Genomic DNA, 23,961 nt, shown 5'->3' with positions numbered 1-23,961 from the left:
GGAGGACCACTGCGGTGCGGGTCACGGCGGGCCCGGAGGGGGGAGTCCGGGCCCGTTTTGTGGGGGATTCGGAGTGGTCTGCGGGAATCTCGGTGTGGCGCCACCGGACTGTTCGTGCCGTCGACTGATTCGTGCCGTCGGTCGGTCGTGCGGCCTTCGGTCGTGCGGCCGGTCGGTCGCGCCGCCGTCCGTTCGCGGCGTCGGCTACTTGTACGGCGCCCGGGTCGCCGCCTCCAGCAGCGCCCCGACCCTGGACTTCGGCAGGTCCAGGCACTGCCCGACCGCGGCCAGCGCGTCGCGCTCCTGCGGCAGGTAGCGCCCGTCGGCCAGCGCGATCCCCGCGCCCTGCAACAGCAGCCGCTCGCGGCCGTGGTGGGCCAGGTGCGGGGTGAGCGGTTCGAGCACCGCGTGCAGTTCGACGGCCAGCCCGCCGGACTCCCCCGGCCTCCGGCCGGGAGGTGCCCCCAGGTCGTGGGCTTCGTGGAGTTCACCGCCGAGCCCGGAGAGCGCGGCGAGCGCGGCCAGCACCTGGGCCTCGCCGCAGTCCTCGAACCCGGCCTCGCGCACCGCCGTGCAGGCCGCGTCGCGGGCCGCCCGGTGGGCGGTGCCGCCGGCCGCGAGCAGGGCCAGCGCGATGGTGTACTGAGCGTCCCGCAGCATCGCGCCGAGGCGCACGCTGGTGGGCTGCTCCAGGCTCTCGACGCCGTACCGGCCGTGGCAGCCGGTGCACTGCACACTGCCGATCACCGGTCCGAGCGGGACCACCGGGGTCCCCAGCAGCCGCAGCCACCGCCGGCCGTGCTGCCGGCGGTAGTTGCGGTCCCCGCCACAGCCGGGGCAGAAGAAGTCACCGAGAACGTCAGTCCGCCACCTCGGGCGAACACCCCACAACCTGGTCACGGCGCCACTCCCCAGACATGGCAGGCGGCCTGCTCGACAATGGGCAGGTCACGCGACCGGACACCGAGCCGTCCCACCGACCCGGCTTTCCGGTGGATCGATGTTGCCACGGTTACCGGCACGTGTCAGTACCTCGAACGGCTTCCGATCCGAAAAAATGTGGCGCAGGACACAGCGCCGGGCGCGGTGCGCGGCGGGCACGGCGAAGGGCCGCCCCGCGGGACGGCCCTTCGCACACCACCCTTGCGAATCAGTCGCGCTGCGCCCGGTTGACGGCGCTGATCATCGCCTTCAGCGAGGCCAGCACGGTGTTGCCGTCGATGCCGACGCCCCACCGCACCTTGCCGTCCACCGCGCACTCCACGTACGCGGCGGCCTGGGCGTCGCCGCCCTCGCTCAGCGCGTGCTCGGCGTAGTCCAGGACGCGTACGTCCACGCCGATCCTGGCCAGCGCGTCGGCGAAGGCCGAGACCGGGCCGTTGCCGGCGCCGGTCATGGTCACCGGAGCGCCGTCCACCAGGGCCTCGGCGGTCAGCGCGTCCCGGCCGTCCTCGGTGGTCAGGGTGCGCGAGCCGCTCAGCGCGATCCGGCCCCACGGGTTGTCGGTGGTCGGCAGGTACTCGTCCTCGAAGACTCGCCAGATCTCGGCCGGGCTGACCTCGCCGCCCTCGGCGTCGGTCTTGGCCTGGATGATCCGGGAGAACTCGATCTGCATCCGGCGCGGCAGGTCCAGCTTGTGGTCGTTCTTCAGCACGTACGCCACGCCGCCCTTGCCGGACTGGCTGTTGACCCGGATGACCGCCTCGTAGGTGCGGCCGACGTCCTTCGGGTCGATCGGCAGGTACGGCACGCCCCAGGTGTGCTCCTCCACCGGCACGCCCGCCGCCTTCGCGTCCGCTTCCAGGACGTCGAAGCCCTTCTTGATGGCGTCCTGGTGCGAACCGGAGAAGGAGGTGTACACCAGGTCGCCGGCGTACGGGTGGCGCGGGTGCACCTCCATCTGGTTGCAGTACTCGGCGGTGCGGCGCACCTCGTCGATGTCGGAGAAGTCGATCCGCGGGTCGATGCCCTGCGAGAACAGGTTCATCCCCAGCGTCACCAGGTCGACGTTGCCGGTCCGCTCGCCCTGCCCGAACAGGCAGCCCTCGATGCGGTCCGCGCCGGCCATGTAGGACAGCTCGGCGGAGGCGACGGCGGTGCCGCGGTCGTTGTGCGGGTGCACCGACAGGCAGACGGACTCGCGGCGGGACAGGTGGCGCGACATCCACTCGAACTGGTCGGCCTGGACGTTGGGGGTGGCCCGCTCGACGGTGGCGGGCAGGTTCAGGATGATCTCGCGGCCCTCGCCCGGCTGCCAGACGTCCATGACCGCCTCGCAGACCTCCAGCGCGAAGTCCAGCTCGGTGTCGACGAAGATCTCCGGCGAGTACTGGTAGCCGAAGGCGGTGTCCTCGCCCAGCAGCTTCTCCGCGTACTCCATCACCAGCCGGGTGCCCTCGGTGGCGATCGCCTTGGTGGCCGCCCTGTCGTTGCGGAACACCACCCGGCGGAACAGCGGCGCGGTCGCGTTGTACAGGTGGACGGTCGCCCGCGGGGCGCCGACCAGCGACTCCACGGTCTTCTCGATCAGTTCCTCGCGGGCCTGCGTCAGCACCGAGATGGTGACGTCCTCGGGGATCGCCCCCTCCTCGATCAGCGACCGCACGAAGGCGTGGTCGGTGGCGCCGGAGGAGGGGAAGCCGACCTCGATCTCCTTGTAGCCCATCTTCACCAGCAGGTCGAACATCATCCGCTTGCGGGCCGGGGACATCGGGTCGATCAGCGCCTGGTTGCCGTCCCGCAGGTCGGTGGAGAGCCAGCGCGGCGCCTTGGTGATCACCTTCTCCGGCCAGGTCCGGTCCGGCAGGTCCACGGTGCCGAACGGCAGGTAGCGCCCGTACCGCATGCCGGACGGGCGCTGGCGCACCGAGGCGGCGGTGATCGGGGTGGGGCGGTCGACGAAGGGGCGGCCGGCGGGGACGGGCGCGGCGGAGTTCTGCTCGGTCATGGAGGTGACTCGGCTTCCTGTGATGCGTACTGCGGGCGGGTCCGGTGGTCGACACCTGGTCGACACCGACTGGCCGGCCTCTGCTGCCGCTCGCGATACACCGTCGGATCGCCGATTGCGCGCACAGCTCGTTCCCCGCGGCGAGGGTGCCGGCCCCTGTGGACTACAGGCCCTCGACGCGGCAGCTAAGAAGAAGCAGCCCGTTGCGCATGATGGCCCCAGCGTAACCCAGCGCCGCGCGCCCCCGAAGTGATCCGGGCTTCCGTTCCACTCCTTGAGACACCGGCCGGTCCCGTCAAAGATGGTGACAACAAGTCATCGAGGCCTCACCCTGGGCGACATGACTGCAGCAGTGCCGCTCTGCACGATCGTCCCGCCGTACGTCCTGGACCGCCTCGCCGAGGCCGGTCACGAGCCCGCCGTCCACTCCCTCGCCCTCGACGCCGCGCACCGCGCGGCCCGCCTCGCCCCGCCCCCGGCCGTCGCCGGCGCCCCCGGCCTCAGCAGGGTGGTCTGCGACGCCGCCCACGGCCAGCGGCTGCCCGGCCGCCGGGTGCGCGCCGAGGGGCAGGGCGCCTCCTCCGACAGCTCCGTCAACCGCGCCTACGACGGCCTGGGCGCCACCTTCGCGCTCTACGCCGACGCCTTCGGCCGGCACTCGATCGACGACCGGAACCTGCGGCTGGACGCCAGCGTCCACTACGGCCGCGACTACGACAACGCCTTCTGGAACGGCCACCAGATGGTCTTCGGCGACGGCGACAACGTGGTGTTCGGCGACTTCACCGCCTGCATCGACGTGATCGGCCACGAACTCACCCACGGCGTCACCCAGTTCACCGCCGGCCTGGACTACCAGGACCAGCCCGGCGCGCTCAACGAGTCGGTCTCCGACGTCTTCGGCTCGCTGGTCAAGCAGTACGCGCTGCACCAGGGCGCCGCCGACGCCGACTGGCTGATCGGCGCCGGGCTGCTCGCCCCCGGCGTCCAGGGGGTGGCGCTGCGCTCGATGAAGGCGCCCGGCACCGCCTACGACGACCCGCAGCTCGGCAAGGACCCGCAGCCCGCGCACATGCGGGACTACGTGGACACCTCCCAGGACAACGGCGGGGTGCACATCAACTCCGGCATCCCCAACCACGCGTTCTACCTGCTGGCCACCGCGCTCGGCGGCTCGGCCTGGGAGCGCGCGGGGCGGATCTGGTACGACGCGCTGACCGGGCGCACGCTGCCCGCCGACGCCGGCTTCACCGCCTTCGCCCGGGCCACCGTGGCCGCAGCAGCGGCCCGCTACCCCGGCGACCGGTCGGTGGTGGACACCGTCACGGCCTCCTGGGCGCAGGTCGGGATCAGCCCGGGGTGACGGCGCCCGGCGGCCCGGGGCGGTCGGCGGCCCGGGGCGGTGGCCCGGGGGTGGCGGCCCGGGCCCGGGGATGGTTGAGACCGGGTTGAGGCGGGCTTAAGGTCACGGTCCGGGAAAAGCCCGGCAAACCCCCTCCCCGGGTAGCACCATGGACACCATGCGTATCCAGGTGACCCGGACCGGCGGCTTCGCGGGGATCGTCCGCCATGCGGAGATCGACACCGCCGACCGCACGGACGCCCCGCACGTGCACGCACTCGCCCGCGAGGCCGTCGCGGGCGGGCTGCGCGCGCCCTCGTACGGGGTGCCGGACGGCTTCCACTACGAGATCACCGTCGACGGCCGGACGGTGCACTGCGCAGACCCAAAGCTCACCGACTCGCAGCGCGAGCTGGTCTCCCTGGTACTGCGCGAGGGCGCCTAGCACCGGGACAGGGAGGCGGGCGGCCCCCCGCCTGACGCCCCGTGGGGCCGGACCGACGACACGGGCCCGGCCGGACGCGAAACGTCCGGCCGGGCCCTCGACAGTCCCGCCGTGGTGAACTCCCCCGTCAGGGGCCGTGGTTGGGAAGCTCCCGGTCCGGCACCCCCCGGTTCACGAGCCCCCCGGTTCACGAGCCCCCGGCTCAGAAGCCCAGCTTGCGCAGCTGCTTGGGGTCGCGCTGCCAGTCCTTGGCGACCTTGACGTGCAGGTCCAGGTAGACCGGCGTGCCGAGCAGCGCCTCGATGTGCTTGCGGGCGGTGGTGCCGACGTGCTTCAGCCGCGCGCCCTTGGCGCCGATCACGATCGCCTTCTGGCTCTGCCGCTCGATGTAGACGTTGGCGTGGATGTCCAGCAGCGGGCGGTCCGCCGGGCGGCCCTCGCGCGGGAGCATCTCCTCGACCACGACGGCCAGCGAGTGCGGCAGTTCGTCGCGCACGCCCTCCAGCGCGGCCTCGCGGATCAGCTCGGCGACCATGACCTGCTCGGGCTCGTCGGTGAGGTCGCCCTCCGGGTAGAGCTGGTCGCCCTCCGGCAGCAGCTTGGTGAGCAGGTCGGCGACCAGTTCCACCTGCTTGTCGCCCACGGCGGAGACCGGGATGATCTCGTCCCACTCGAAGCCCAGCTCGATGCCGAGCTGGTGGATCGCGATCAGCTGCTCGGCCAGGCGCTTGGAGTCGACCAGGTCGGTCTTGGTGACGATGGCGACCTTCGGGGTCTTCTTGATCCCGGCGATCTCCTTGGCGATGAACTTGTCGCCGGGGCCGATCTTCTGGTCGGCGGGCAGGCAGAAGCCGATCACGTCGACCTCGGCCCAGGTGGTGCGGACCAGGTCGTTGAGGCGTTCGCCGAGCAGGGTGCGCGGCTTGTGCAGACCGGGGGTGTCGACCAGCACGAGCTGGGCGTCCGGGCGGTGCACGATGCCGCGCACGGTGTGCCGGGTGGTCTGCGGGCGGTCGGAGGTGATCGCGACCTTCGTCCCCACCAGAGCGTTGGTCAGGGTCGACTTGCCCGCGTTGGGCCGGCCGACGAAGCACGCGAACCCGGAGCGGTACGAGGAGGAAGGGGCATTCATGGGCTCCATTCTCCCTGATCACCGGAGCCCCGCCGTCCGGGCCCGCCTCCGGGGGTTTCAGGACACCCGCTCAGCCCTTCTTGCCGCCCTTCCCGCCCTTGCCGCCGGTGGGGATCAGCGAGACCACCACCAGCGCCAGCAGGAAGCCGAGCGAGCCGAACAGCCAGACGTCCGACTTGGTCTCCTGCCACTTGCCCAGCCCCATCACGAACAGCAGCAGCCCGGCGAAGAACGCCACCGCCCCCATGCCCCCAGCCCCCTCACCGAGTCCACTCCCCCCGGTGAGATTATCTGCCAGGCACGGCCGGAGGCCATGCCGGTCGGCACGGTCGCCGAAGGCCCGCCACGGGACCCCCGACGGCCCCGTGCGGGCCTCCCGCGCCCGAGGCCCGTACAGTCCTCGTGCCGACCCCGTACGGGCCCCTCGACGGGCCTCAGCGCGCCTCGGCGGCCACCCGCAGCGTCCCGTCGGGACCGGCCAGCAGCACCGGCGTCCCGGCCCCGCCCAGGTCCCGTACGGCCGCCAGGTCCGCCTCGTCCGGCTGCTCCGCCTCGCTCACCACGGCCGCCGCCTCCAGCGACCTGGCGCCGCTGGCCACCGCCATCGCCACCGCCGTCCGCAGGGCGCTCAGCCTCAGCGACTCCAGCGCGACCGTCCCGGCCACGTAGGTGCGACCGGTCTCGTCACGCACCGCGGCCCCCTCGGCGACGCCGTTGCGGGCGCGGGCCGAGCGGGCCAGGGTGATGATCTTCTTGTCTTCGGGATCGAGCTCGACGATGTCACTCATGCCGCCGAGCATAGGCACCCGGCGCCGGTCAGTGGCCGACCGGGTGGGTCCGCCCCGGGTTCGGCCTGAGGACCTTGACGAAGGTCTTCGGCCCGGTCGGCCGCGCCTCCTCGTGCTCGGCGCGCTCGCGCCAGAACGGGTTGTCGTGCGGCAGGTGGCTGCTCACCCTGCCGTACATGCCGAAGGTCGTCAGGACGATCCCGAAGACGAACGCGAACAGCACGTTCGACATCCGGAAGTTGAGGATGTTGGCGTCCGGCCGCCCGAGCACCGTCAGGCCGTAGAAGCCGGACAGGACGAACAGCACGCCGACCGCCATGTTGAGGTTGGACGCGAAGTTCCCGCCGATCACCGCCCCCAGCACCAGGACCGCGCCCGCCACGATGGACAGGATGCTCAGCGCCCCGTTGGTCGACAGCCCGGCGATCCGGTCACCGTGGGTGGACAGGAAGCCGGAGTGGTCGGCCAGCCCCAGGCACCCGAACACGATCAGGAAGATCCCCCCGAGCCCCGCCCCGATCCGCCACACCAGGGCGAGTCGTCTGTCGACGGACGGCAGAGTGTCTTGCAGCTTCATGGCGACCTCCAGAGCTCGGCCATGGTCTAGCTGTAGGGATGGAGCTTCTCCATGTGCGGCGTCTCGTGCATGTAGAGCGAGCCGCACTGCTGGCAGCAGCGCAACCCGGTGCCCCACTCCTCCTCGGGCCGGGTCTCGGCGTCGTCGGACATGGTCCGGCCGCAGAGCGCCACCGACGGGTCCTCGTCCCGCACCACGTGCCAGGACTTGACTCCGCCGGCCGCCCCCTGCGGGCCGTACTCCGCGCGAAGTTTGTGCGTCATGCCCTCCATGGTCGCTCGGCGACCGCCCGCCCGCTACTCGCCCGGGGACTCCCCGGCGTCCTCGGCGCGGACGGGGGCGGCGACCATGGAGCCGATCCGGTTGCGCCGGCCCGCCGAGGACTCGGCGGTCAGCAGGATGCCGGTCAGGCCGCCCGCGACCGGCTCGGGCAGCGGGATCTCGCAGGCGGAGCCGGGGATCGGCACCCGGCCCAGGTGCTTGGCCAGCAGGCCGCCGACGGTCTCGACGTCCTCGTCCTCCAGCTCGATGCCGAACAGCTCGCCCAGGTCCTCCACCAGCAGCCGGGCGGTGATCCGGTACGAGCCGTCACCGAGGTCCTCCACCGGGGCGATCTCCCGGTCGTACTCGTCGGTGATCTCCCCGACGATCTCCTCCAGGACGTCCTCGATGGTGACCAGGCCGGCCGTGCCGCCGTACTCGTCGATCACGATCGCCACGTGCGAGCGGCGCTGCTGCATCTCGCGCAGCAGGTCGCCGGCCGGCTTGGAGTCGGGGACGAAGACGGCCGGGCGCATCACCGCGCCGACCTCCTCGGACTCCGCCTCCCGGTTGATGTGGGTGCGGCGCACCAGGTCCTTGAGGTAGACGATGCCGACCACGTCGTCCTCGTTGTCGCCGACCACGGGAATGCGCGAGAAGCCCGAGCGCAGCGCCAGGGTGAGCGCCTGCCGCACGGTCTTGTGCCGCTCGATCATCACCAGGTCGGTGCGCGGCACCATCACCTCGCGCACGATGGTGTCGCCCAGCTCGAAGACCGAGTGCACCATCCGGCGCTCCTCGTCCTCGATCAGGTCGTCCTTCTCGGCGAGGTCCACCAGCGCCCGCAGCTCCGCCTCGGAGGCGAACGGCCCCTCCCGGTAACCCTTGCCCGGGGTCAGCGCGTTGCCGAGCAGGATCAGCAGCCGCGGGATCGGGCCCAGCACCGCGGCCAGCGGCAGCAGCACGAAGGAGGCCGCGGCCGCGGTGGTCACCGGGTGCTGGCGCCCGATCGTGCGCGGCGAGACCCCCACCGCGACGAAGGACACCAGCACCATCACGCCGAACGCCAGCAGCACGGCCTGCCAGGTCGGGCTGACGTTGCGCACGCAGACCACGGTGACCAGGACGGCCGCCGCCATCTCGCTGGCCACCCGGATCAGGGTGGCCAGGTTGAGGTAGCGGATCGGGTCGGAGGCGACGGTCAGCAGCCGCGCGGAGCCGCGCCGTCCGCTGCGCACCGCCTCCTCCGCCCGGAACCGGGAGACCCGGGAGATGCCCGCCTCGGCGCACGCGGCCAGCCAGCCGAGTACGACGAGCAGCACGGCACCCAGGATGAAGCTCGTACTCTCACCACTCACAGGGGTTCGGGCTCCGCGCTCAGTGGGTGGTGGGGGCCGGGGAGATGCCGCCGAGGCCCCGGCCCGCCCGCCAGTCGTCCAGGATGCGCTTCTGGAGGGCGAACATCTCCTCCTCCTCCTCGGGCTCCTCGTGGTCGTAGCCGAGGACGTGCAGCACGCCGTGCACGGTGAGCAGTTGCAGCTCCTCGTCCATCGAGTGCTTGGAGGGGGCCGCCTTGCCCTGCTGCTCGGCCACCTCGGGGCAGAGCACGATGTCGCCGAGCAGCCCCTGCGGCAGCTCCTCGCCGTCCTTGCCGGGACGCAGCTCGTCCATCGGGAAGGACATCACGTCGGTGGGTCCTGGCAGGTCCATCCACTGGATGTGCAGCTCCTCCATGGCCGCCCCGTCCACCAGGATCACGGACAGTTCGGACTGCGGGTGGATCCGCATCTTGTCCAGTGCGAAGCGGGCGACGTCGAGGATGGCTTCCTCGTCGGCCTCCCAACCGGACTCGTTGGCGATGTCGATCGACATGACGGGCTCTGTGCTCAGCTTTCGGTGCGATGGGACTGTCGGGGTGCGCGGGGTGCGCGGGGTGCGGCGGCCTTGCCGGGCCGCCGCTGGGCGGGCTTGCGGGCCGCCGGGGCGGGCTCCTCGGCCTCTTGGCGGGCGTCCCAGCGCTCGTAGGCGTCCACGATCCGGCCGACCAGCTTGTGGCGGACCACGTCGGTGCTGGTGAGGACGGAGAAGTGGATGTCCGGCACGCCGGCCAGGATCTCCTGGACCACCTTGAGGCCGCTGCGGGTTCCGCCCGGGAGGTCGATCTGGCTGGTGTCGCCGGTGACCACCACCCGGGAGTTGAACCCGAGGCGGGTGAGGAACATCTTCATCTGCTCCGGCGAGGTGTTCTGGGCCTCGTCGAGGATGATGAAGGCGTCGTTGAGGGTGCGGCCGCGCATGTACGCGAGCGGGGCGACCTCGATGGTGCCGGCCGCCATCAGACGCGGGATGGAGTCCGGGTCCATCATGTCGTGCAGCGCGTCGTACAGCGGGCGCAGGTACGGGTCGATCTTCTCGTAGAGGGTGCCGGGCAGGAAGCCCAGCCGCTCCCCCGCCTCGACCGCGGGACGGGTCAGGATGATCCGGTTGACCTCCTTGGCCTGGAGGGCCTGGACGGCCTTGGCCATCGCGAGGTAGGTCTTGCCGGTACCGGCGGGGCCGAGGCCGAAGACGATCGTGTGCTTGTCGATCGCCTCGACGTAGCGCTGCTGGTTGAGGGTCTTCGGGCGGATCGTGCGGCCCCGGTTGGACAGGATGTTCGCGGTGAACACCTGCGAGGGGGCCGGGCTGTCCGGGTCCTCCTCCTGGCTGCGGAGCATGGCGATGGAGCGCTCCACGGAGTCCTCCGTCAGGGGCTGGCCGGTGCGCAGCACCAGCATCATCTCGTTGAAGAGCCGCTGGACGAGGGCGACCTCGGCCCGGTCTCCGGTGGCGGTCACCTCGTTGCCGCGCACGTGGATGTCGGCGGCGGGGAAGCCCTGTTCGATCACGCGCAGCAGCGAGTCCGCGGCACCGAGCAGGGTGACCATCGGGTGCTTCTCGGGGATGACGAACCGGGCGCTGACGCGGCCGTCGTCGGCGGGTTCGGGGCGCGACTGTCCGTTCGTACGGGTCTGCGATGTGTCACTCATGGGTCGGCGCTGGGCCTGCCTCATCCCATCCGTGGTCTCGTGTGCCGCTCGGTGTCTCCGGGGCACCAGGGTACGCCGCGAGCGTGATCGCCGTGGCGGGCGGCGGGGCCGCACCCGTCGATGCTGCGGCAGTTCGGGGAGCGACGCGAACCCTTTTTCCGGCCGTTCACGGCGTTCACGCCGGGCGGCGGGGCGGAACGGGCACCCGGTCGAGGTCGGCGGCCAGCACCAGCTCCCCGTCGAAGTGCCTGCGGGCGTCGGCCAGGTGCCCGCCGAGGTCCGGGTAGCGCTGGGAGAAGTGGGTCAGTACCAGGGTGCGCACCCCGGCCTCGGCGGCGACCTTGGCGGCCTGCCCGGCGGTGAGGTGGCCGTGCTCCTCGGCGAGGCGGGCGTCGGCGTCGGTGAACGTCGCCTCGACCACCAGCAGGTCGCTGCCCTCGGCGAGCCGGTGCACGCCCTCGCACAGCCGGGTGTCCATCACGAAGGCGAACTTCTGGCCCGGCCGCGGCTCGCTGACCTGCTCCAGGGTCACCGTGCGGCCGTCCGCCTCGATCGCGCCCTCGTGCTGGAGCCGGCCCACCGCCGGGCCGCGCACGCCGAACGCGGCGAGCCGCTCCGGCACCAGCCGGCGGCCGTCCGGCTCGGACAGCCGGTAGCCGAAGGACTCGACGGGGTGGTCCAGCCGGACGGCGTCCAGTGCGAAGCGGGCGCCGGGCGCGGGCAGCGGCCCCGGCTCGTCGATCGGCCGGGGCCGCAGCACGGCCGTCTCGTGGTAGGCGGTGGAGTGCCGCAGCCGCTCGAAGTAGACCTCGCCGGAGGCCGGGAAGTAGACGTCGACCGGGTGCGGGACACGGTCGAGGTTGATCCGCTGGATCACCCCGGCGAGGCCCAGGCAGTGGTCCCCGTGGAAGTGGGTCACCGCGATCCGGGTGATCTGGGTGGCCGTGACCCCGGCGTGCAGCATCTGGCGCTGGGTGCCCTCACCGGGGTCGAACAGCAGGCCCTCGCCGTCCCAGCGCAGCAGGTAGCCGTTGTGGTTGCGGTGCCGGGTGGGCACCTGGCTGGCGGTGCCGAGGACGACGAGTTCGCGCTGGGACACCTGGGATCAGACCATGCTCTCGGTCATGGGCTTGCCGCCGAGCACGTGGACGTGCGCGTGGAAGACGGTCTGCCCGGCGCCCGCACCGGTGTTGAAGATCAGCCGGTAGTCCTCGACGCCCTCGTCCCTGGCCACCGCGCCCGCCTCGGCGAGCAGTTCGGCGGCGGCCTCCGGCTCGGCGGCGGCCAGCGCGGCGGCGTTCGGGTAGTGGACGTGCGGGATGACCAGCACGTGCAGGGGCGCCTTGGGGGCGATGTCCCGGAAGGCGAGGGTGCGTTCGGTCTTGCGCACCACCGTCGCGGGGATCTCGCCCGCCACGATCTTGCAGAACACGCAGTCGGGCTGGGGCTCGCCGGCCATCGGCTACTCCTCGGAGTCGGTACGTCGGGTGGTGGTGGGGCCGTACGGGCGCAGCCTAGCCGAGCCCGGCGACGGCCTGCCGGTACTCCTGGAGGTGCTTCCAGCGCACCGCGCGGATGCCGACGACGTCGCCGTCGTCCGTGTCGAAGTCCTCGGTGAGGAAGGCGACCGCGAGGATGACGAAGCCGACCAGCCAGCGCCTGGTGAGCCGCCAGGTGTTCGGGCGCATCACGCCCTTGCGGCGCACCACCCGCATCGCCATGACCCCCTTGCCCACGCTGAAGCCGGTCAGCCGGGCGAGCACCACCTGGTTGAGGAAGGACGCGGCGAGGCCGACCACCAGCAGCGCCACGAAGTACGGCACCACCGGGCCGCCGCTCTGCGCGGCGTGGCCGGCCGCGTGCCCGGTCCTCGGCCGGCTCGCGGCGTCGGCGGCCACGAAGCCGAGGCCGATCGCGAACAGCCAGTCGAGCACGACGGCCAGGAACCGCCGGCCGCCGCCCGCCTCCCCGGGGCAGGGCGGCGGCACCCGTCGCGGCTGCTCCGGCCGCGGGTGGGGGGCCGGGTACGGCTGGGCGTGGCCCTGCTGCTGCGGGTACGGCTGGGGCTGCGGCTGGTGGGCGTATCCCTGCGGTGGGTACGGCTGCGCCGGCGGGTAGGGCTGCGGCTGCGCCGGCGGGTAGGGCTGCGGCTGCGCCGGCGGGTAGGGCTGCGGCTGTGCCGGCGGGTAGGGATGCTGCGGCTGCTGTGCGTATGGATTCCGGCCGTACTGCGGCGGCGGGTAGCCCTGCGCCATGTGATTCCCCCGTGAGCTGTGGATCAAGAAACAGCCCCGCATCCTACTCACGCCCCCGCGCCCCGGAGCAGGAGGTCGGACCGGCCGACTTCCCGCTCCGGGAGGCACTGCGCCGCGGCTACGCCCAGGGCAGCGGCGGAGCCGTACGGGCCGGGGTCCCGGCGAGCGCGGCCAGGGCCAGCCGGACGCCCTCGGACAGCTGCGGGTCCTCGCCGGCCGCCCAGTGGTGCGGGGCGAACGGCACCTCGACGTCCGGGTCGACGCCGTGGTTCTCCAGGCCCCAGCCGTAGTTCTCCAGCCAGAACGCGTACTTGGGCTGGGTGACCAGGGTGCCGTCGACCAGCCGGTAGCGGCTGTCGATGCCGATCACCCCGCCCCAGGTGCGAACACCGACCACCGGGCCGATCCCGAGCGCCTGGATGGCGGCGCCGACCACGTCGCCGTCCGAGCCGGTGAACTCGTCGGCGAGCGCGACCACGGGACCGCGCGGGGCGTCCGACGGGTAGGGCAGCGAGTGGTCGACGTCCCGCACGACGTCCCAGCCGACGATCCGGCGGGCCAGCTTCTCGATCACCAGCTGCGAGGTGTGGCCGCCCCGGTTCCCCCGGACGTCGACGACCAGGCCCTCCCTGGCCATCTCGGTGCTCAGGTCGCGGTGCAGCTGGGCCCAGCCGGCCGTCTGCATGTCGGGCAGGTGCAGGTAGCCCAGCCGCCCGCCGGACAGCTCCCGGACGACGGCCCGCCGTCCGGCCACCCAGTCGTGGTACCGCAGCGGCTCCTCGTCGGCGAGCGGGACGACCACCGGGTGGCGCCGGTCGGTGCCGTCCTTCCCCGCCACGGTCAGCTCGACCGGCTGCCCGGCGGTGCCGGCCAGCAGCGGGGCCGGGCCGGCGACCGGGTCCACCGGGCGGCCGTTGACGGCGAGCACCGCGTCGCCCGGGCGGATCGCCGCGCCGGGCGCGGCCAGCGGCGAACGGGCCCTGGGATCGGAGGACTCCCCGGGCAGGATGCGGGCGATCCGCCACTGCTCGCCGTCCCTGACCAGGTCGGCGCCGAGCAGGCCCTGGCACCGGGCGGGCTCGGTGTACCGGCCGTACGGCAGCACGTAGGCGTGCGAGGTGCCGAGTTCGCCGTGCACCTCCCAGAGCAGGTCGACCAGTTCGTCGTGCGAGCCGATCCGCTCGACCAGCGGCCGGTAGCGCTCCAGCACCCCGGCCCAGTCCACGCCGGCCAGGTCGGGGCGCCAGAAGTTGTCCCGCATCAGCCGGCCGTTCTCGGCGTACATCTGCCGCCACTCGGCGGCCGGGTCGACGCTCACCCGCAGCCGGGCGAGGTCGACGGTGGTCTCCTCCTCGTCGCCGCCCTTGTGGTCGGCCGGGACGACCCGCAGCTCGCCCTCGTCCAGCACGGCCGCCCGGGTGCCGTCCCCGCTGACCGCGAAGCCGTCCAGGCCGTGCACCAGCTGCTCCACCCGGCGCTTGCGCAGGTCGAAGCGCTCCAGCACCGGGCGGGGCCGGTCGTCGTCCAACGAGGCGGCCTCGTCGCCGAGTTCACCCATCAGCGGGGCCCTGGTCCAGAGCACGCCGTCCTTGGCGGCGGCCAGTTCCTCGAAGCGGCCGCCCTCGACCGGGAAGGGGATGATCCGGTCGGCGATGCCGTCCAGGTCCACCCTGGTGACCGGTGCGGCGTCGGCCGCCGCCTCCTCGCCGTCCGCCTTCCTGGCCTTCGGCTCGTCCTCCTCCCCGCCGAGCGGGCGCCCGGCCCGCTGCGGCCCGAACGGGGAGGGCGTGTCGGCGGCCAGCGTGACCAGGTAGGGGCGGCAGCCGTTCGGGAAGGACAGGTCGAAGACGTGGGCGTCGTAGACCGGGTCGAAGTTGCGCACCGACAGGAAGGCCAGGTAGCGGCCGTCCGCGGTGAAGGAGGGCGAGGTGTCCACGAAGCGCGGCTGGGTGACCTCGCCGACCGTCCTGGTGGCCGGGTTGGCCAGCACGATCTGGCGCAGCGAGTGCGGGCCCGCCCCGCGCACCGGGCGCGACCAGGCCAGCCAGGCCGAGTCCGGGCTGAACGACAGCCCGCCGGCCTCGCCGTCGGTGCTGCGGTCCAGCTCGTGCACGGCGCCGTCGGCCAGCGCGACCAGCAGCACCCGGCCGTCGTGCACGCCGAGCGCGGCCTGCTTGCCGTCCGGGGAGACCACCAGCGAGTTGACCCGGCCGAGCTGCCCCGCGGCCAGCCGGCGGCGCTCGGCGCCGTGCAGGTCGGGGGCGAACTCCAGGGCGTCCTCGCCCTCGGCGTCGGACACCCACAGCACGCCCTGGGCGCCGTCCTCGCCCGGCACCACCCGCACCAGCCGCCCGCGCACCCCCGGCGTCTCGTCCAGCACCCGGGCCGGGCCCTCCCGGTGGGTCAGCCAGTGCACGCTGCCGCGCACCACCACGGCGCTGCCCCGGCCGGTGCGGTCGGGGGCGACGGACTCCAGCCAGTGCGCGGCGGGCACCGGACGGGGGCGGCGCCCGGCCCGCGGACCGGCCGGGCGGACGTCCAGCCGGCGCGGCTCGGCGCCCTCCAGGTCGTCCAGCAGCCAGAGGTCGCCGGCCCGGTGGAAGACCACCCGGGTGCCGTCGCTGGTGGCGCCCCGGGCGTAGAAGCCGTCCGGGTCGGCGGTGTGGCGGCGCAGGTCGGTGCCGTCCGGGAGGCTGGACCACAGCTCGCCGACGCCCTCGTGGTCGGAGAGGAAGGCGATCCTCCCGCCGTGCCCGCCGTCGGGCCGGGCGGGCCCGGCCACCCAGATCGGCGAGTCCAGCTGGCCGTCCAGTTCCTCGTGGACGCGGGCGAACTCCCGCCGGCCGAGCCACAGCCGGCCGGCCCGGCCGCCCCGGTAGCGCTTCCACCAGGCCGGGTCGCGGCCGTTGACGGTGCTCAGCAGCACCCCGTCCCCGCCCGGTTCGAAGGCGATCCCGCCGACCGGTCCGTACGGCAGCCGCTGCGGCTCGCCGCCGTCCAGCGGCACGGCGTGCGCCCAGGTGCGGCGCAGGCTGCCCTCGCCGGCGCTGGTGGCGGCGATCGGGCGGCCGTCTGCGGTCCAGCCGAGCACCCTGGTCTGGTGGCTGCCCCAGTGGGTGAGCCGGCGCGACGGGCCGCCGTCCACCGGCACCACGTGCACCTCGGGGGCGCCGTCCCGGGTGGAGGTGAAGGCGAGGTGCCGGCCGTCCGGGGAGAACCGCGGGTGGTGGACCGGCAGGTGGTCGGCCGTCAGCCGCCAGGCCCGGCCGCCGTCCAGCGGGGCGAGCCAGAGGTCGTCCTCGGCGACGAAGGCGACCAGGTCGCCGTGCAGGTGGGGATGGCGCAGGTAGGCGCCCGCCGAGGTGGTCGGAGAGGTGTTGAGGGAGTCCGTCACCCGGCCAGCCTAGGCAGGAGCAGGTACGGCCCGGGCCGGTTTTCCGAGACTCCTGGCCCCGCCCGCGGGCACCGTTGCGGCGGCCGCGGCCGGGGTGCTACGAGCGGCGGGACCGGGGTGCCGCGACCGGTTACCCGGGGGGCTACGACCAGCGGCCGGTGCGCCCGAGCAGCAGCGCGCCGGCGGCCACCCCCGCGGTGGAGGTGCGCAGCACCGAGGGGCCCAGCCGGTACGGCTTGGCGCCGGCCTCGGCGAAGGCGGCCAGCTCCTCCGGGGAGACCCCGCCCTCGGGGCCGACCACCAGGACGATGTCCCCGGTGTCCGGCAGCGCGGCGTGCGCCAGCGGCTCGGAGCCCTCCTCGTGCAGCACGGCGGCGAACGCGGCCCGCGCCAGGAGGGGCGCCAGCTGCCTGGTGGTCATCGGCTCGCGCACCTCGGGGAAGCGCAGCCGGCGGGACTGCTTGCCGGCCTCCCTGGCGGTGGAGCGCCACTTGGCGAGCGCCTTGGCGCCGCGCTCGCCCTTCCACTGGGTGATGCAGCGCGAGGCGGCCCACGGGACCACCACGTCCACGCCGACCTCGGTCATGGTCTCCACGGCCAGCTCGCCGCGGTCGCCCTTGGGCAGGGCCTGGACGACGACGATCCGCGGCGCGGGCTCCGGCTCGCGGCGCACGGCGGCGACCGCCACGTCGATCGCGTCCTTGCCGAGCACCTCGGCGACCGTGCCCTCCACGCCGAGCCCCAGCCCGTCGGCGAGGGTCACCGCCTCGCCCGGCTCCAGCCGCTTCACCGCGGCCGCGTGCCGCCCCTCCGGGCCGTCCAGGCGCACCACGGCCCCGGGCACGGCGGCGGCGATCCGCTCGGTCTCGACGACGAAGACGGGCGCGGTCATGACGGGGACCTTCCAGGAGGGGGCTGCGGCCGGAGGGGGCTGCGGAGGAGAGGGCGGGACACGGAAGGGGTGCCGGGGGTCGGCCCCCGGCACCCCTCCACGGACGACGGCTACCGGCCGTTGAAGGCGTCCTTCAGCCGGGAGAAGAGGCCCTGCTGGCCCGGCGCGAACTGGCCGGACGGCCGCTCCTCGCCGCGCAGCACCGCGAGGCGGCGCAGCAGGTCCTCCTGCTCGGCGTCGAGCTTGCTGGGCGTCTTCACCTCGACGTGCACTATCAGGTCGCCCCGGCCGCCGCCGCGCAGGTGGGTGATGCCCCTGCCGTGCAGCGGGATCGACTGGCCGGACTGGGTGCCGGGCCTGATGTCGACCTCCTCCAGGCCGTCCAGGGTCTGCAGCGGCACCTGGGTGCCGAGCGAGGCCGCCGTCATCGGGATGGTGACGGTGCAGTGCAGGTCGTCCCCGCGCCGCTGGAAGATGTTGTGGCTGGTCTCGGCGATCTCGACGTACAGGTCGCCGGCCGGGCCGCCGCCGGGGCCGACCTCGCCCTCGCCGGCCAGCTGGATCCTGGTGCCGTTGTCGACACCGGCCGGGATCTTGACGGTCAGGGTGCGGCGGGCGCGCACCCGGCCGTCGCCGGCGCACTCCGGGCAGGGGGTCGGCACGACGGTGCCGAAGCCCTGGCACTGCGGGCAGGGGCGGGAGGTCATGACCTGGCCCAGGAAGGACCGGGTGACCTGGGAGACCTCGCCCTTGCCGCGGCACATGTCACAGGTCTGCGCCGAGGTGCCGGGGGCCGCGCCCTCGCCACTGCAGGTGGTGCAGGTGACGGCGGTGTCGACCTGGAGTTCCTTGGTGGTGCCGAAGGCGGCCTCCTCCAGGGTGATCTCCAGCCGGATCATGGCGTCCTGGCCCCGGCGGGTGCGCGAGCGCGGGCCGCGCTGGCCCGCCGCGGCGCCGAAGAAGGCGTCCATGATGTCGGAGAAGCCGAATCCCGCCGCGCCGGCGCCGAAGCCGCCCGCGCCACCGCCGCCCGGGGACAGCGGGTCCCCGCCGAGGTCGTAGACCTGACGCTTCTGCGGATCGGAGAGCACCTCGTAGGCGGCGTTGATCTCCTTGAACCGCTCCTGCGTCTTCGGGTCCGGGTTGACGTCCGGGTGCAGTTCGCGTGCCAGGCGCCGGAACGCCTTCTTGATCTCGTCCTGCCCCGCATCCCGTCGGACGCCGAGTACCGCGTAGTAGTCCGTGGCCACCAAATGCTCCGCTTGTTCCGCCTGTAGTAGTGCTGCGACTGGTCGCCATCGCCGGATTTCCGGCGATGGCCTCTGCTAGGACTCGGCCAGGATCTGGCCCACGTACCGCGCCACCGCTCGCACCGCCCCCATTGTGCCCGGATAGTCCATCCGGGTCGGACCGATCACACCCAGTTTGGCCACGCTCTCGTCGCCCGAACCGTAGCCGACCGAAACCACCGAGGTGGAATTCAGCCCCTCGTAGGCGTTCTCCCGCCCGATCCGGACCGTCATCGCGGCGTCCCCGGTCTCACCCAGGAGGCGGAGCAGGATGACCTGCTCCTCCAGTGCCTCCAGCACCGGCTGGATGGTGAGCGGGAAGTCGTGCCCGAAGCGGGTCAGGTTGGCCGTGCCGGCCAGCATGATCCGCTCCTCGTTCTGTTCGGCGAGCGTCTCGAACAGGGTCGCCAGGACGGTGCTGACGGTCGGCCGGTCGGCCTGGTCGAACAGCGCCGGCAGTTCCTCCAGCATCCCGGGGACCTCCGGGAGCCGCCGGCCGGCGGCTCTCGCGTTGATCCGGGTCCGCAGGTCCGACAGCACCGTCTCGCCGACCGAGCCCGGGCAGTCGACCATCCGCTGCTCGACCCGGCCGGTGTTGGTGATCAGCACCAGCATCACCTTGGCCGGGGCCAGCGCCACCAGCTCGATGTGCCGGACGGTGGAGCGGGTCAGCGAGGGGTACTGCACCACCGCGACCTGCCGGGTGAGCTGCGCGAGCAGCCGCACCGTACGGGCGACCACGTCGTCCAGGTCGACGGCGCCGTCCAGGAAGTGCCGGATGGCCCGGCGCTCGGGGGCGCTCATGGGTTTGATCTCGGCGAGCTTGTCGACGAAGAGGCGGTACCCCTTGTCGGTGGGGATGCGGCCGGCGCTGGTGTGCGGCTGGTGGATGTAACCCTCCTCCTCCAGCGCCGCCATGTCGTTGCGGACGGTCGCCGGCGAGACCCCGAGGTTGTGCCGTTCCACCAGGGCCTTGGAGCCGACCGGCTCCTCGGTGCCCACGTAGTCCTGCACGATCGCGCGGAGCACGGCGAGCTTGCGTTCGTCCAGCTGGCGGACCTCACCGGCCATGGGGCGCGCACCTCCGTCTTCGCACGTTGTCCGTCTGTGTCCCTTGCTGCCGCGGGCCGCTTCCCGAGACCCCGGCCTGGCACTCTGAACACGCGAGTGCCAGAACCGTACCTGCCAGTGTAAGGCCCGGGCCCTACGGCAGGAACGGTCCGGCCGGGGTGATCCTCCCCGCAGTTCCAGCCACGGCCCGCGGGGCCCCCGCGGTTCGATCCTCCCGGCGCCGGGGTGGTGCCCGGAGGCCGTCCGGGTGGCAGCATCGAAAGCGACGGCGAACGGAGGAGCAAGCGATGTCGAGCTCGGGCCAGCACACCCGTTTCGCGCCCGACCGCGGTCTGACCGGCCGCATGGTCGCGACGATGTTCGTGATCGGGCTGCTGTACGTCGGTTTCACCGGCCTGCTGATCGCGCTGCTGCGCGGCGCGTGGCCACTGATCGTCCTGATCTCCGGCGGGCTGTTCGTGGCCCAGTTCTGGTTCAGCGACAAGATCACCGAACGGGCGATGGGAGCCCGCCAGGTGTCCCCCGAACAGTTCCCCCAGCTGCACGGCACGGTCGACCGGCTGTGCGCGCTGGCCGACATGCCCAAACCCAGGGTCGCGGTCGCCGACAACGACATGCCGAACGCCTTCGCCACCGGCCGCAACCCGCAGAACGCCGTGGTCTGCGTGACCACCGGGCTGCTGCGCCGGCTGGAGCCGGAGGAACTGGAGGGCGTCCTCGCCCACGAGCTGTCGCACGTCGCCCACCGGGACGTCGCGGTGATGACGATCGCGGGCTTCCTCGGTGTGCTCGCCGGGGCGATGACCAGGATCGCCGTGTACGGCGGGTTCATGGGCGGCGGGCGCAACAACAACGACCAGAACGCGGCCATCGTGGCGCTGGTCATCCCGCTGGTGTCGATGGTCGTCTACGCCATCAGCTTCCTGCTCACCAGGCTGCTGTCCCGCTACCGCGAGCTGGCCGCCGACCGGGCCGCCGCCCAGCTCACCGGCCGGCCCAGCGCGCTGGCCTCGGCGCTCACCAAGGTCACCGGGCAGATCGCGGCCATCCCCAGCAAGGACCTGCGCCAGGCCCAGCCGTACAACGCCTTCTACTTCGCCCCCGCGCTGAGCGCCCGGGAGACCGCCTCGCAACTGCTGTCCACCCATCCGAGCCTGGAGAAGCGGCTGGAGCAGCTGGCGCGGATCTCCGAGCAGCTCGGCCACTGAAACCCCGAACCCGAGAGGACCGCCGTGGGAATCCTGGACACCCTGTTCGGCCGCACCAAGCCCGTCAAGCCCGACCTCGACCAGCTGTTCGGCGTGCCGTCCGCCGCGCTCACCCTGGAGGCCGGGGCCGGCTTCACCCCCACCGGGCTCGGCTCGGTCTGCTTCGCGGCCGTCGAGGGCGCGGCCTTCGTCCAGGTCGAGCAGCAGGTCAGGGCGCTGCTGGACGCCGACACCGAGCGCGGCGGCGTCCCGGTGGAGGCCTCCAAGGACGGCTACGGCTACTCCTGGCTGCTCGCCCGGCACCGGCCCGAGGAGCTGCCGGAGCTGGTGAACGACCTGCACGCGGTCAACAGCGAGCTGGAGGCGAACGGCTTCGGGCCGCAGCTGCTCTGCTCGCTGGTGGCCTTCAGGAATCCGGAGGGGCAGTCACTGGCCCTGGTCTACCTCTACAAGCGGGGGACGTTCTACCCCTTCGCCCCGATGCCCGGTGGCGGGGAGAGGCGCAACAGCCCGCTGGAGTTGCAGGTCAACGCGATGCTCGGGAACGACCTGCGGCTGGAGAAGGACCTGAGCCGCTGGTTCCCGGTCTGGGGCGCGCCGGGCCTCTGACGCGCCGTCCGCCCTCCCTATGATCACCCGTATGCGCAGCCGCCAGTACGGACCCGACCTGACCCCGCCGTGGAAGAACCAGGCCCCCGCCCCCGAGGTGCCCGCCGAGCGGGACCTGGTGGTGGAGGAGGCGGCCACCGGCTTCTGCGGGGCGGTGGTGCGCTGCGAGAAGACCGCCGAGGGGTTCACCGTCACCCTGGAGGACCGGTTCGGCAGGCACCGGGTGTTCCCGCTGGTGCCGCGCGGCTTCCTGCTGGAGGGCAGGGCCGTCACCCTGGTCCGCCCCACCGGCCCCGCGGCCCCCCGTACGCCGTCCCGCACCGCCTCCGGCTCGGTCGCCGTCCCCGGCGCCCGCGCCCGGGTCGCCCGCGAGTCGCGGATCTACGTCGAGGGCCGACACGACGCCGAGCTGGTCGAGCGGGTCTGGGGCGACGACCTGCGGATCGAGGGCGTGGTCGTCGAGTACCTGCGGGGCATCGACGACCTGCCCGCGATCGTCGCCGACTTCGCCCCCGGCCCCGGCCGCCGCCTCGGCGTCCTGGTCGACCACCTGCTCCCCGGCACCAAGGAGCACCGCATCGCCGCCCGGGTCACCGGTGACTCGGTGCTGGTCGTCGGCCACCCCTACATCGACATCTGGCAGGCCGTGAAGCCCGCGAGCGTCGGCATCCCCGCCTGGCCCGCCGTCCCGCGGGGGGAGGACTGGAAGGAGGGCACCTGCCGCCGCCTCGACTGGCCGGTGGACACCCCTGCGGCGTGGAAGCACATCCTGTCGAAGGTCGACAGCTACCGGGACCTGGAGCCCGAACTGCTGGGCCGGGTCGAGGAGCTGATCGACTTCACGGCCCTGCCCGGTCAGGAGTAGGTCTGGAACTCCGAGGTGTCGAGGACGATGTCGAGCAGGTCCAGCGGGATCGACTCACCGAACTTGGCGGTCCGCTCGACCGCGTAGTCCGGCAGCCCAGAGGCTGCTGCCCGGCTCGGCTCGGTCAGCAGCACGCAGACGCCCTTGACCGGGTCGACGATCAGGTAGGCGGGGATCCGACCCTCTGCGTACAGCTCCCGCTTGGTCCGGTAGTCGCGGAGCACGCTGGTCTTCGACACCACCTCGACCACGAGAGTCAGCAGCGGCGCGGGTACCAGGCGTCCCGGTCCTTCCAGCACGCCCCGCTCGTAGACGACCAGATCGGGCTGGGGCTCACTCGTCAGTCCGGGAAGGTCGATGTCCTGTGTGGTCGAGCGGTGCCACAACCGCCGGGAGATCTGGTCCTGGATGGCCTCGATGATCCAGTTGTGGACCCGGTCAGGCCCGGCCATCATCACGATTTCTCCCCTGATGAGCTCGGCTTTGAAGCCTTCGGGGACCTCCAGGTTCTCGAAGATCCCCGTCACCCGGTCATCGATGGCGGTCATGGCGCGCTCCCTCCGACGGCTGACACCCACGTTAACGAAAGTCAGTCCACCAGGTCACGCACAATCGCGTCCGCGAGGAGCCTGCCCTGGAGGGTGAGGACGGCGCGGCCCCGCGCGTACGGGCCCGGGTCGAGGAGGCCGTCGGCGAGGTGCCGGGCGGCGGCCTCCCGGCCGGTGCCGGTGAGCAGGTCCAGGGCGACGCCCTCCACCAGGCGCAGTTCCAGGAGGATGCGCTCGACGCGGCGGTCCTCGTCCGCCAGCACCTCGCGGGCCAGGGCCGGGGTGCGGCCCTCGGTGAGGGCCCGGGCGTAGGCGGCGGGGTGCTTGGCGTTCCACCAGCGGACGCCGCCGACGTGGCTGTGGGCGCCGGGGCCGGCGCCCCACCAGTCGGCGCCGGTCCAGTAGAGCTCGTTGTGGTGGCAGCGGCCCTCGGGGGTGGTGGCCCAGTTGGACACCTCGTACCAGGAGTAGCCGGCGGCGCCGAGCGCCTCCTCGGCGATCAGGTAGCGGTCGGCGTGCACGTCGTCGTCGATCATCGGCAGTTCGCCGCGCTTGACCCTGGCGGCGAGCCGGGTGCCCTCCTCGACGATCAGGGAGTACGCGGAGACGTGGTCCGGCCCGGCGCCGATGGCGGCGTCCAGGGAGGCCCGCCAGTCGTCGTCGGACTCGCCCGGGGTGCCGTAGATCAGGTCGAGGTTGACGTGCTCGAAGCCGGCCGCGCGGGCCTCGGCCACGCAGGCCTCGGGGCGGCCCGGGGTGTGGTGGCGGTCGAGCAGCTTCAGGACGTGCGGGCGGGCGCTCTGCATGCCGAAGGAGAGCCGGTTGTAGCCGCCCTCGCGCAGTTCGGCCAGGTACGCCGGGTCGACCGACTCCGGGTTGGCCTCGGTGGTGACCTCGGCCCCCTCGGCGAGCCCGAACTCCTCGCGGATCGCGGCGAGCATCTTCACCAGGTCGCGGGCGGGCAGCAGGGTCGGGGTGCCGCCGCCGAGGAACACGGTCCGCACCGGCGGCGCCGCGTCCCCCAGCACCTTCCGGGCCAGCCGGACCTCGGCGACCACGTTGTCCGCGTACGTCTCCTGCGAGGCGACGGCCCCGGACGAGCGCAGCTCGGTGGCGGTGTAGGTGTTGAAGTCGCAGTAGCCGCAGCGGCTGGCGCAGTACGGCACGTGCAGGTAGAAGCCGAACGGCCGGGAGCCCAGCCCGTCGAGGGCGTGTGCGGGCAGGGAACCGTCGGACGGCACCGGTTCACCGTCGGGAAGTGCGGAGGGCATGAGCCCATTGTCCCGTACGGCCCGCGAAGCGTTCACGG

Annotated in this window: 24 protein-coding genes; 5 read left to right on the top strand and 19 right to left on the bottom strand. The window is 73.0% G+C overall.

Annotated elements, in window-relative coordinates; translation table 11 throughout:
- Positions 1–204: 204 nt before the first annotated feature.
- Together BU198_RS20355 and leuA are read right to left on the bottom strand one after the other, a co-directional pair.
- Positions 205–900 carry a TerB family tellurite resistance protein gene (locus BU198_RS20355; protein ID WP_188298279.1) on the bottom strand — a complete coding sequence of 232 codons (696 nt, stop codon included), beginning with the start codon at positions 898–900 and terminating at the stop codon, positions 205–207.
- 250 nt (positions 901–1,150) lie between these two features.
- Positions 1,151–2,947: a 2-isopropylmalate synthase gene (gene leuA / locus BU198_RS20350; RefSeq protein ID WP_188298278.1), complete on the bottom strand. Its 1,797-nt coding sequence runs from the start codon at positions 2,945–2,947 to the stop codon at positions 1,151–1,153.
- A 340-nt stretch (positions 2,948–3,287) separates the two neighbouring features.
- On the opposite strand from leuA, the gene BU198_RS20345 reads away from it, so the two are divergent.
- Both BU198_RS20345 and BU198_RS20340 read left to right on the top strand, forming a co-directional pair.
- Positions 3,288–4,310, top strand: a complete 1,023-nt coding sequence (locus BU198_RS20345; RefSeq protein WP_188298277.1) for a M4 family metallopeptidase — start codon at positions 3,288–3,290, stop codon at positions 4,308–4,310.
- A gap of 157 nt (positions 4,311–4,467) precedes the next feature.
- The gene (locus tag BU198_RS20340; RefSeq protein WP_188298276.1) at positions 4,468–4,734 is read left to right on the top strand and encodes a protealysin inhibitor emfourin; all 267 of its coding nucleotides are present in this window, start codon (positions 4,468–4,470) and stop codon (positions 4,732–4,734) included.
- Positions 4,735–4,936: 202 nt separating this feature from the next.
- Here BU198_RS20340 and era read toward each other — a convergent pair whose 3' ends face one another.
- The 15 genes from era to hrcA all read right to left on the bottom strand — a co-directional run bounded on the left by era (position 4,937) and on the right by hrcA (position 19,422).
- A complete protein-coding gene (gene era, locus BU198_RS20335) occupies positions 4,937–5,866 on the bottom strand; it encodes a GTPase Era (RefSeq protein WP_188298275.1) in 930 nt (309 codons plus the stop codon).
- A 70-nt stretch (positions 5,867–5,936) separates the two neighbouring features.
- Complete coding sequence (locus tag BU198_RS20330; protein WP_188298274.1) at positions 5,937–6,113, bottom strand: hypothetical protein; 177 nt, start codon at positions 6,111–6,113, stop codon at positions 5,937–5,939.
- A gap of 187 nt (positions 6,114–6,300) precedes the next feature.
- A complete protein-coding gene (locus BU198_RS20325) occupies positions 6,301–6,654 on the bottom strand; it encodes a cytidine deaminase (protein WP_188298273.1) in 354 nt (117 codons plus the stop codon).
- A 28-nt stretch (positions 6,655–6,682) separates the two neighbouring features.
- Positions 6,683–7,231, bottom strand: a complete 549-nt coding sequence (locus BU198_RS20320; protein ID WP_188298272.1) for a DUF4383 domain-containing protein — start codon at positions 7,229–7,231, stop codon at positions 6,683–6,685.
- Between the two features lie 26 nt (positions 7,232–7,257).
- Positions 7,258–7,494 (bottom strand): hypothetical protein, encoded by a 237-nt coding sequence (locus BU198_RS20315; protein ID WP_188298271.1) that lies wholly within the window; start codon positions 7,492–7,494, stop codon positions 7,258–7,260.
- A 33-nt stretch (positions 7,495–7,527) separates the two neighbouring features.
- The gene (locus tag BU198_RS20310) at positions 7,528–8,850 is read right to left on the bottom strand and encodes a hemolysin family protein (RefSeq protein WP_188298270.1); all 1,323 of its coding nucleotides are present in this window, start codon (positions 8,848–8,850) and stop codon (positions 7,528–7,530) included.
- A gap of 19 nt (positions 8,851–8,869) precedes the next feature.
- Complete coding sequence (ybeY, locus tag BU198_RS20305; RefSeq protein WP_188298269.1) at positions 8,870–9,364, bottom strand: rRNA maturation RNase YbeY; 495 nt, start codon at positions 9,362–9,364, stop codon at positions 8,870–8,872.
- A gap of 14 nt (positions 9,365–9,378) precedes the next feature.
- Complete coding sequence (locus BU198_RS20300) at positions 9,379–10,419, bottom strand: PhoH family protein (RefSeq protein WP_223244683.1); 1,041 nt, start codon at positions 10,417–10,419, stop codon at positions 9,379–9,381.
- Between the two features lie 277 nt (positions 10,420–10,696).
- Complete coding sequence (locus tag BU198_RS20295; RefSeq protein ID WP_188298267.1) at positions 10,697–11,620, bottom strand: ribonuclease Z; 924 nt, start codon at positions 11,618–11,620, stop codon at positions 10,697–10,699.
- Between the two features lie 6 nt (positions 11,621–11,626).
- Positions 11,627–11,980 carry an HIT domain-containing protein gene (locus tag BU198_RS20290; RefSeq protein WP_188298266.1) on the bottom strand — a complete coding sequence of 118 codons (354 nt, stop codon included), beginning with the start codon at positions 11,978–11,980 and terminating at the stop codon, positions 11,627–11,629.
- A 55-nt stretch (positions 11,981–12,035) separates the two neighbouring features.
- A complete protein-coding gene (locus BU198_RS20285; protein WP_188298265.1) occupies positions 12,036–12,776 on the bottom strand; it encodes an RDD family protein in 741 nt (246 codons plus the stop codon).
- Positions 12,777–12,894: 118 nt separating this feature from the next.
- The gene (locus tag BU198_RS20280) at positions 12,895–16,170 is read right to left on the bottom strand and encodes a PDZ domain-containing protein (RefSeq protein ID WP_188298264.1); all 3,276 of its coding nucleotides are present in this window, start codon (positions 16,168–16,170) and stop codon (positions 12,895–12,897) included.
- Between the two features lie 142 nt (positions 16,171–16,312).
- A complete protein-coding gene (locus tag BU198_RS20275; protein WP_188298263.1) occupies positions 16,313–17,062 on the bottom strand; it encodes a 16S rRNA (uracil(1498)-N(3))-methyltransferase in 750 nt (249 codons plus the stop codon).
- A 110-nt stretch (positions 17,063–17,172) separates the two neighbouring features.
- Positions 17,173–18,312: a molecular chaperone DnaJ gene (dnaJ, locus tag BU198_RS20270; protein ID WP_188298262.1), complete on the bottom strand. Its 1,140-nt coding sequence runs from the start codon at positions 18,310–18,312 to the stop codon at positions 17,173–17,175.
- Positions 18,313–18,387: 75 nt separating this feature from the next.
- A complete protein-coding gene (gene hrcA / locus BU198_RS20265) occupies positions 18,388–19,422 on the bottom strand; it encodes a heat-inducible transcriptional repressor HrcA (RefSeq protein WP_188298261.1) in 1,035 nt (344 codons plus the stop codon).
- A 287-nt stretch (positions 19,423–19,709) separates the two neighbouring features.
- Between hrcA and htpX the strand changes: the two genes are divergently transcribed.
- The 3 genes from htpX to BU198_RS20250 are packed head-to-tail and all read left to right on the top strand — an operon-like array spanning position 19,710 to position 22,104.
- On the top strand, positions 19,710–20,630 hold the full coding sequence (gene htpX, locus BU198_RS20260) for a zinc metalloprotease HtpX (protein WP_188298260.1): 921 nt from the start codon (positions 19,710–19,712) through the stop codon (positions 20,628–20,630).
- Between the two features lie 24 nt (positions 20,631–20,654).
- The gene (pspAB, locus tag BU198_RS20255) at positions 20,655–21,239 is read left to right on the top strand and encodes a PspA-associated protein PspAB (protein ID WP_188298259.1); all 585 of its coding nucleotides are present in this window, start codon (positions 20,655–20,657) and stop codon (positions 21,237–21,239) included.
- A gap of 31 nt (positions 21,240–21,270) precedes the next feature.
- Positions 21,271–22,104, top strand: coding sequence for a DUF3097 domain-containing protein (locus BU198_RS20250; RefSeq protein ID WP_188298258.1), 834 nt, complete (start codon positions 21,271–21,273; stop codon positions 22,102–22,104).
- Here BU198_RS20250 and BU198_RS20245 read toward each other — a convergent pair.
- Together BU198_RS20245 and hemW are read right to left on the bottom strand one after the other, a co-directional pair.
- Positions 22,095–22,652 (bottom strand): Uma2 family endonuclease, encoded by a 558-nt coding sequence (locus BU198_RS20245; RefSeq protein WP_188298257.1) that lies wholly within the window; start codon positions 22,650–22,652, stop codon positions 22,095–22,097. The two genes, BU198_RS20250 and BU198_RS20245, sit on opposite strands and share 10 nt — an antisense overlap.
- A gap of 41 nt (positions 22,653–22,693) precedes the next feature.
- A complete protein-coding gene (gene hemW, locus BU198_RS20240) occupies positions 22,694–23,923 on the bottom strand; it encodes a radical SAM family heme chaperone HemW (protein WP_188298256.1) in 1,230 nt (409 codons plus the stop codon).
- Positions 23,924–23,961: the final 38 nt, after the last annotated feature.

It is taken from the genome of Streptomyces sp. CBMA156, assembly GCF_014596515.1.
GTDB lineage: Bacteria > Actinomycetota > Actinomycetes > Streptomycetales > Streptomycetaceae > Kitasatospora.
Note: the sequence above shows the minus strand (reverse complement) of the source record. Positions and strands in the feature narration are given on the sequence as shown.

Excerpts from the sequence above, each read along its gene's own strand:
- leuA (WP_188298278.1), bottom strand. The coding sequence starts at position 2,947 with ATGACCGAGCAGAACTCCGCCGCGCCCGTCCCCGCCGGCCGCCCCTTC.
- BU198_RS20345 (WP_188298277.1), top strand. The coding sequence starts at position 3,288 with ATGACTGCAGCAGTGCCGCTCTGCACGATCGTCCCGCCGTACGTCCTG.
- BU198_RS20340 (WP_188298276.1), top strand. The coding sequence starts at position 4,468 with ATGCGTATCCAGGTGACCCGGACCGGCGGCTTCGCGGGGATCGTCCGC.
- era (WP_188298275.1), bottom strand. The coding sequence starts at position 5,866 with ATGAATGCCCCTTCCTCCTCGTACCGCTCCGGGTTCGCGTGCTTCGTC.
- BU198_RS20330 (WP_188298274.1), bottom strand. The coding sequence starts at position 6,113 with ATGGGGGCGGTGGCGTTCTTCGCCGGGCTGCTGCTGTTCGTGATGGGG.
- BU198_RS20325 (WP_188298273.1), bottom strand. The coding sequence starts at position 6,654 with ATGAGTGACATCGTCGAGCTCGATCCCGAAGACAAGAAGATCATCACC.
- BU198_RS20320 (WP_188298272.1), bottom strand. The coding sequence starts at position 7,231 with ATGAAGCTGCAAGACACTCTGCCGTCCGTCGACAGACGACTCGCCCTG.
- BU198_RS20315 (WP_188298271.1), bottom strand. The coding sequence starts at position 7,494 with ATGACGCACAAACTTCGCGCGGAGTACGGCCCGCAGGGGGCGGCCGGC.
- ybeY (WP_188298269.1), bottom strand. The coding sequence starts at position 9,364 with ATGTCGATCGACATCGCCAACGAGTCCGGTTGGGAGGCCGACGAGGAA.
- BU198_RS20300 (WP_223244683.1), bottom strand. The coding sequence starts at position 10,419 with ATGGTCACCCTGCTCGGTGCCGCGGACTCGCTGCTGCGCGTGATCGAA.
- BU198_RS20290 (WP_188298266.1), bottom strand. The coding sequence starts at position 11,980 with ATGGCCGGCGAGCCCCAGCCCGACTGCGTGTTCTGCAAGATCGTGGCG.
- BU198_RS20285 (WP_188298265.1), bottom strand. The coding sequence starts at position 12,776 with ATGGCGCAGGGCTACCCGCCGCCGCAGTACGGCCGGAATCCATACGCA.
- BU198_RS20275 (WP_188298263.1), bottom strand. The coding sequence starts at position 17,062 with ATGACCGCGCCCGTCTTCGTCGTCGAGACCGAGCGGATCGCCGCCGCC.
- hrcA (WP_188298261.1), bottom strand. The coding sequence starts at position 19,422 with ATGGCCGGTGAGGTCCGCCAGCTGGACGAACGCAAGCTCGCCGTGCTC.
- htpX (WP_188298260.1), top strand. The coding sequence starts at position 19,710 with ATGTCGAGCTCGGGCCAGCACACCCGTTTCGCGCCCGACCGCGGTCTG.
- BU198_RS20250 (WP_188298258.1), top strand. The coding sequence starts at position 21,271 with ATGCGCAGCCGCCAGTACGGACCCGACCTGACCCCGCCGTGGAAGAAC.
- BU198_RS20245 (WP_188298257.1), bottom strand. The coding sequence starts at position 22,652 with ATGACCGCCATCGATGACCGGGTGACGGGGATCTTCGAGAACCTGGAG.
- hemW (WP_188298256.1), bottom strand. The coding sequence starts at position 23,923 with ATGCCCTCCGCACTTCCCGACGGTGAACCGGTGCCGTCCGACGGTTCC.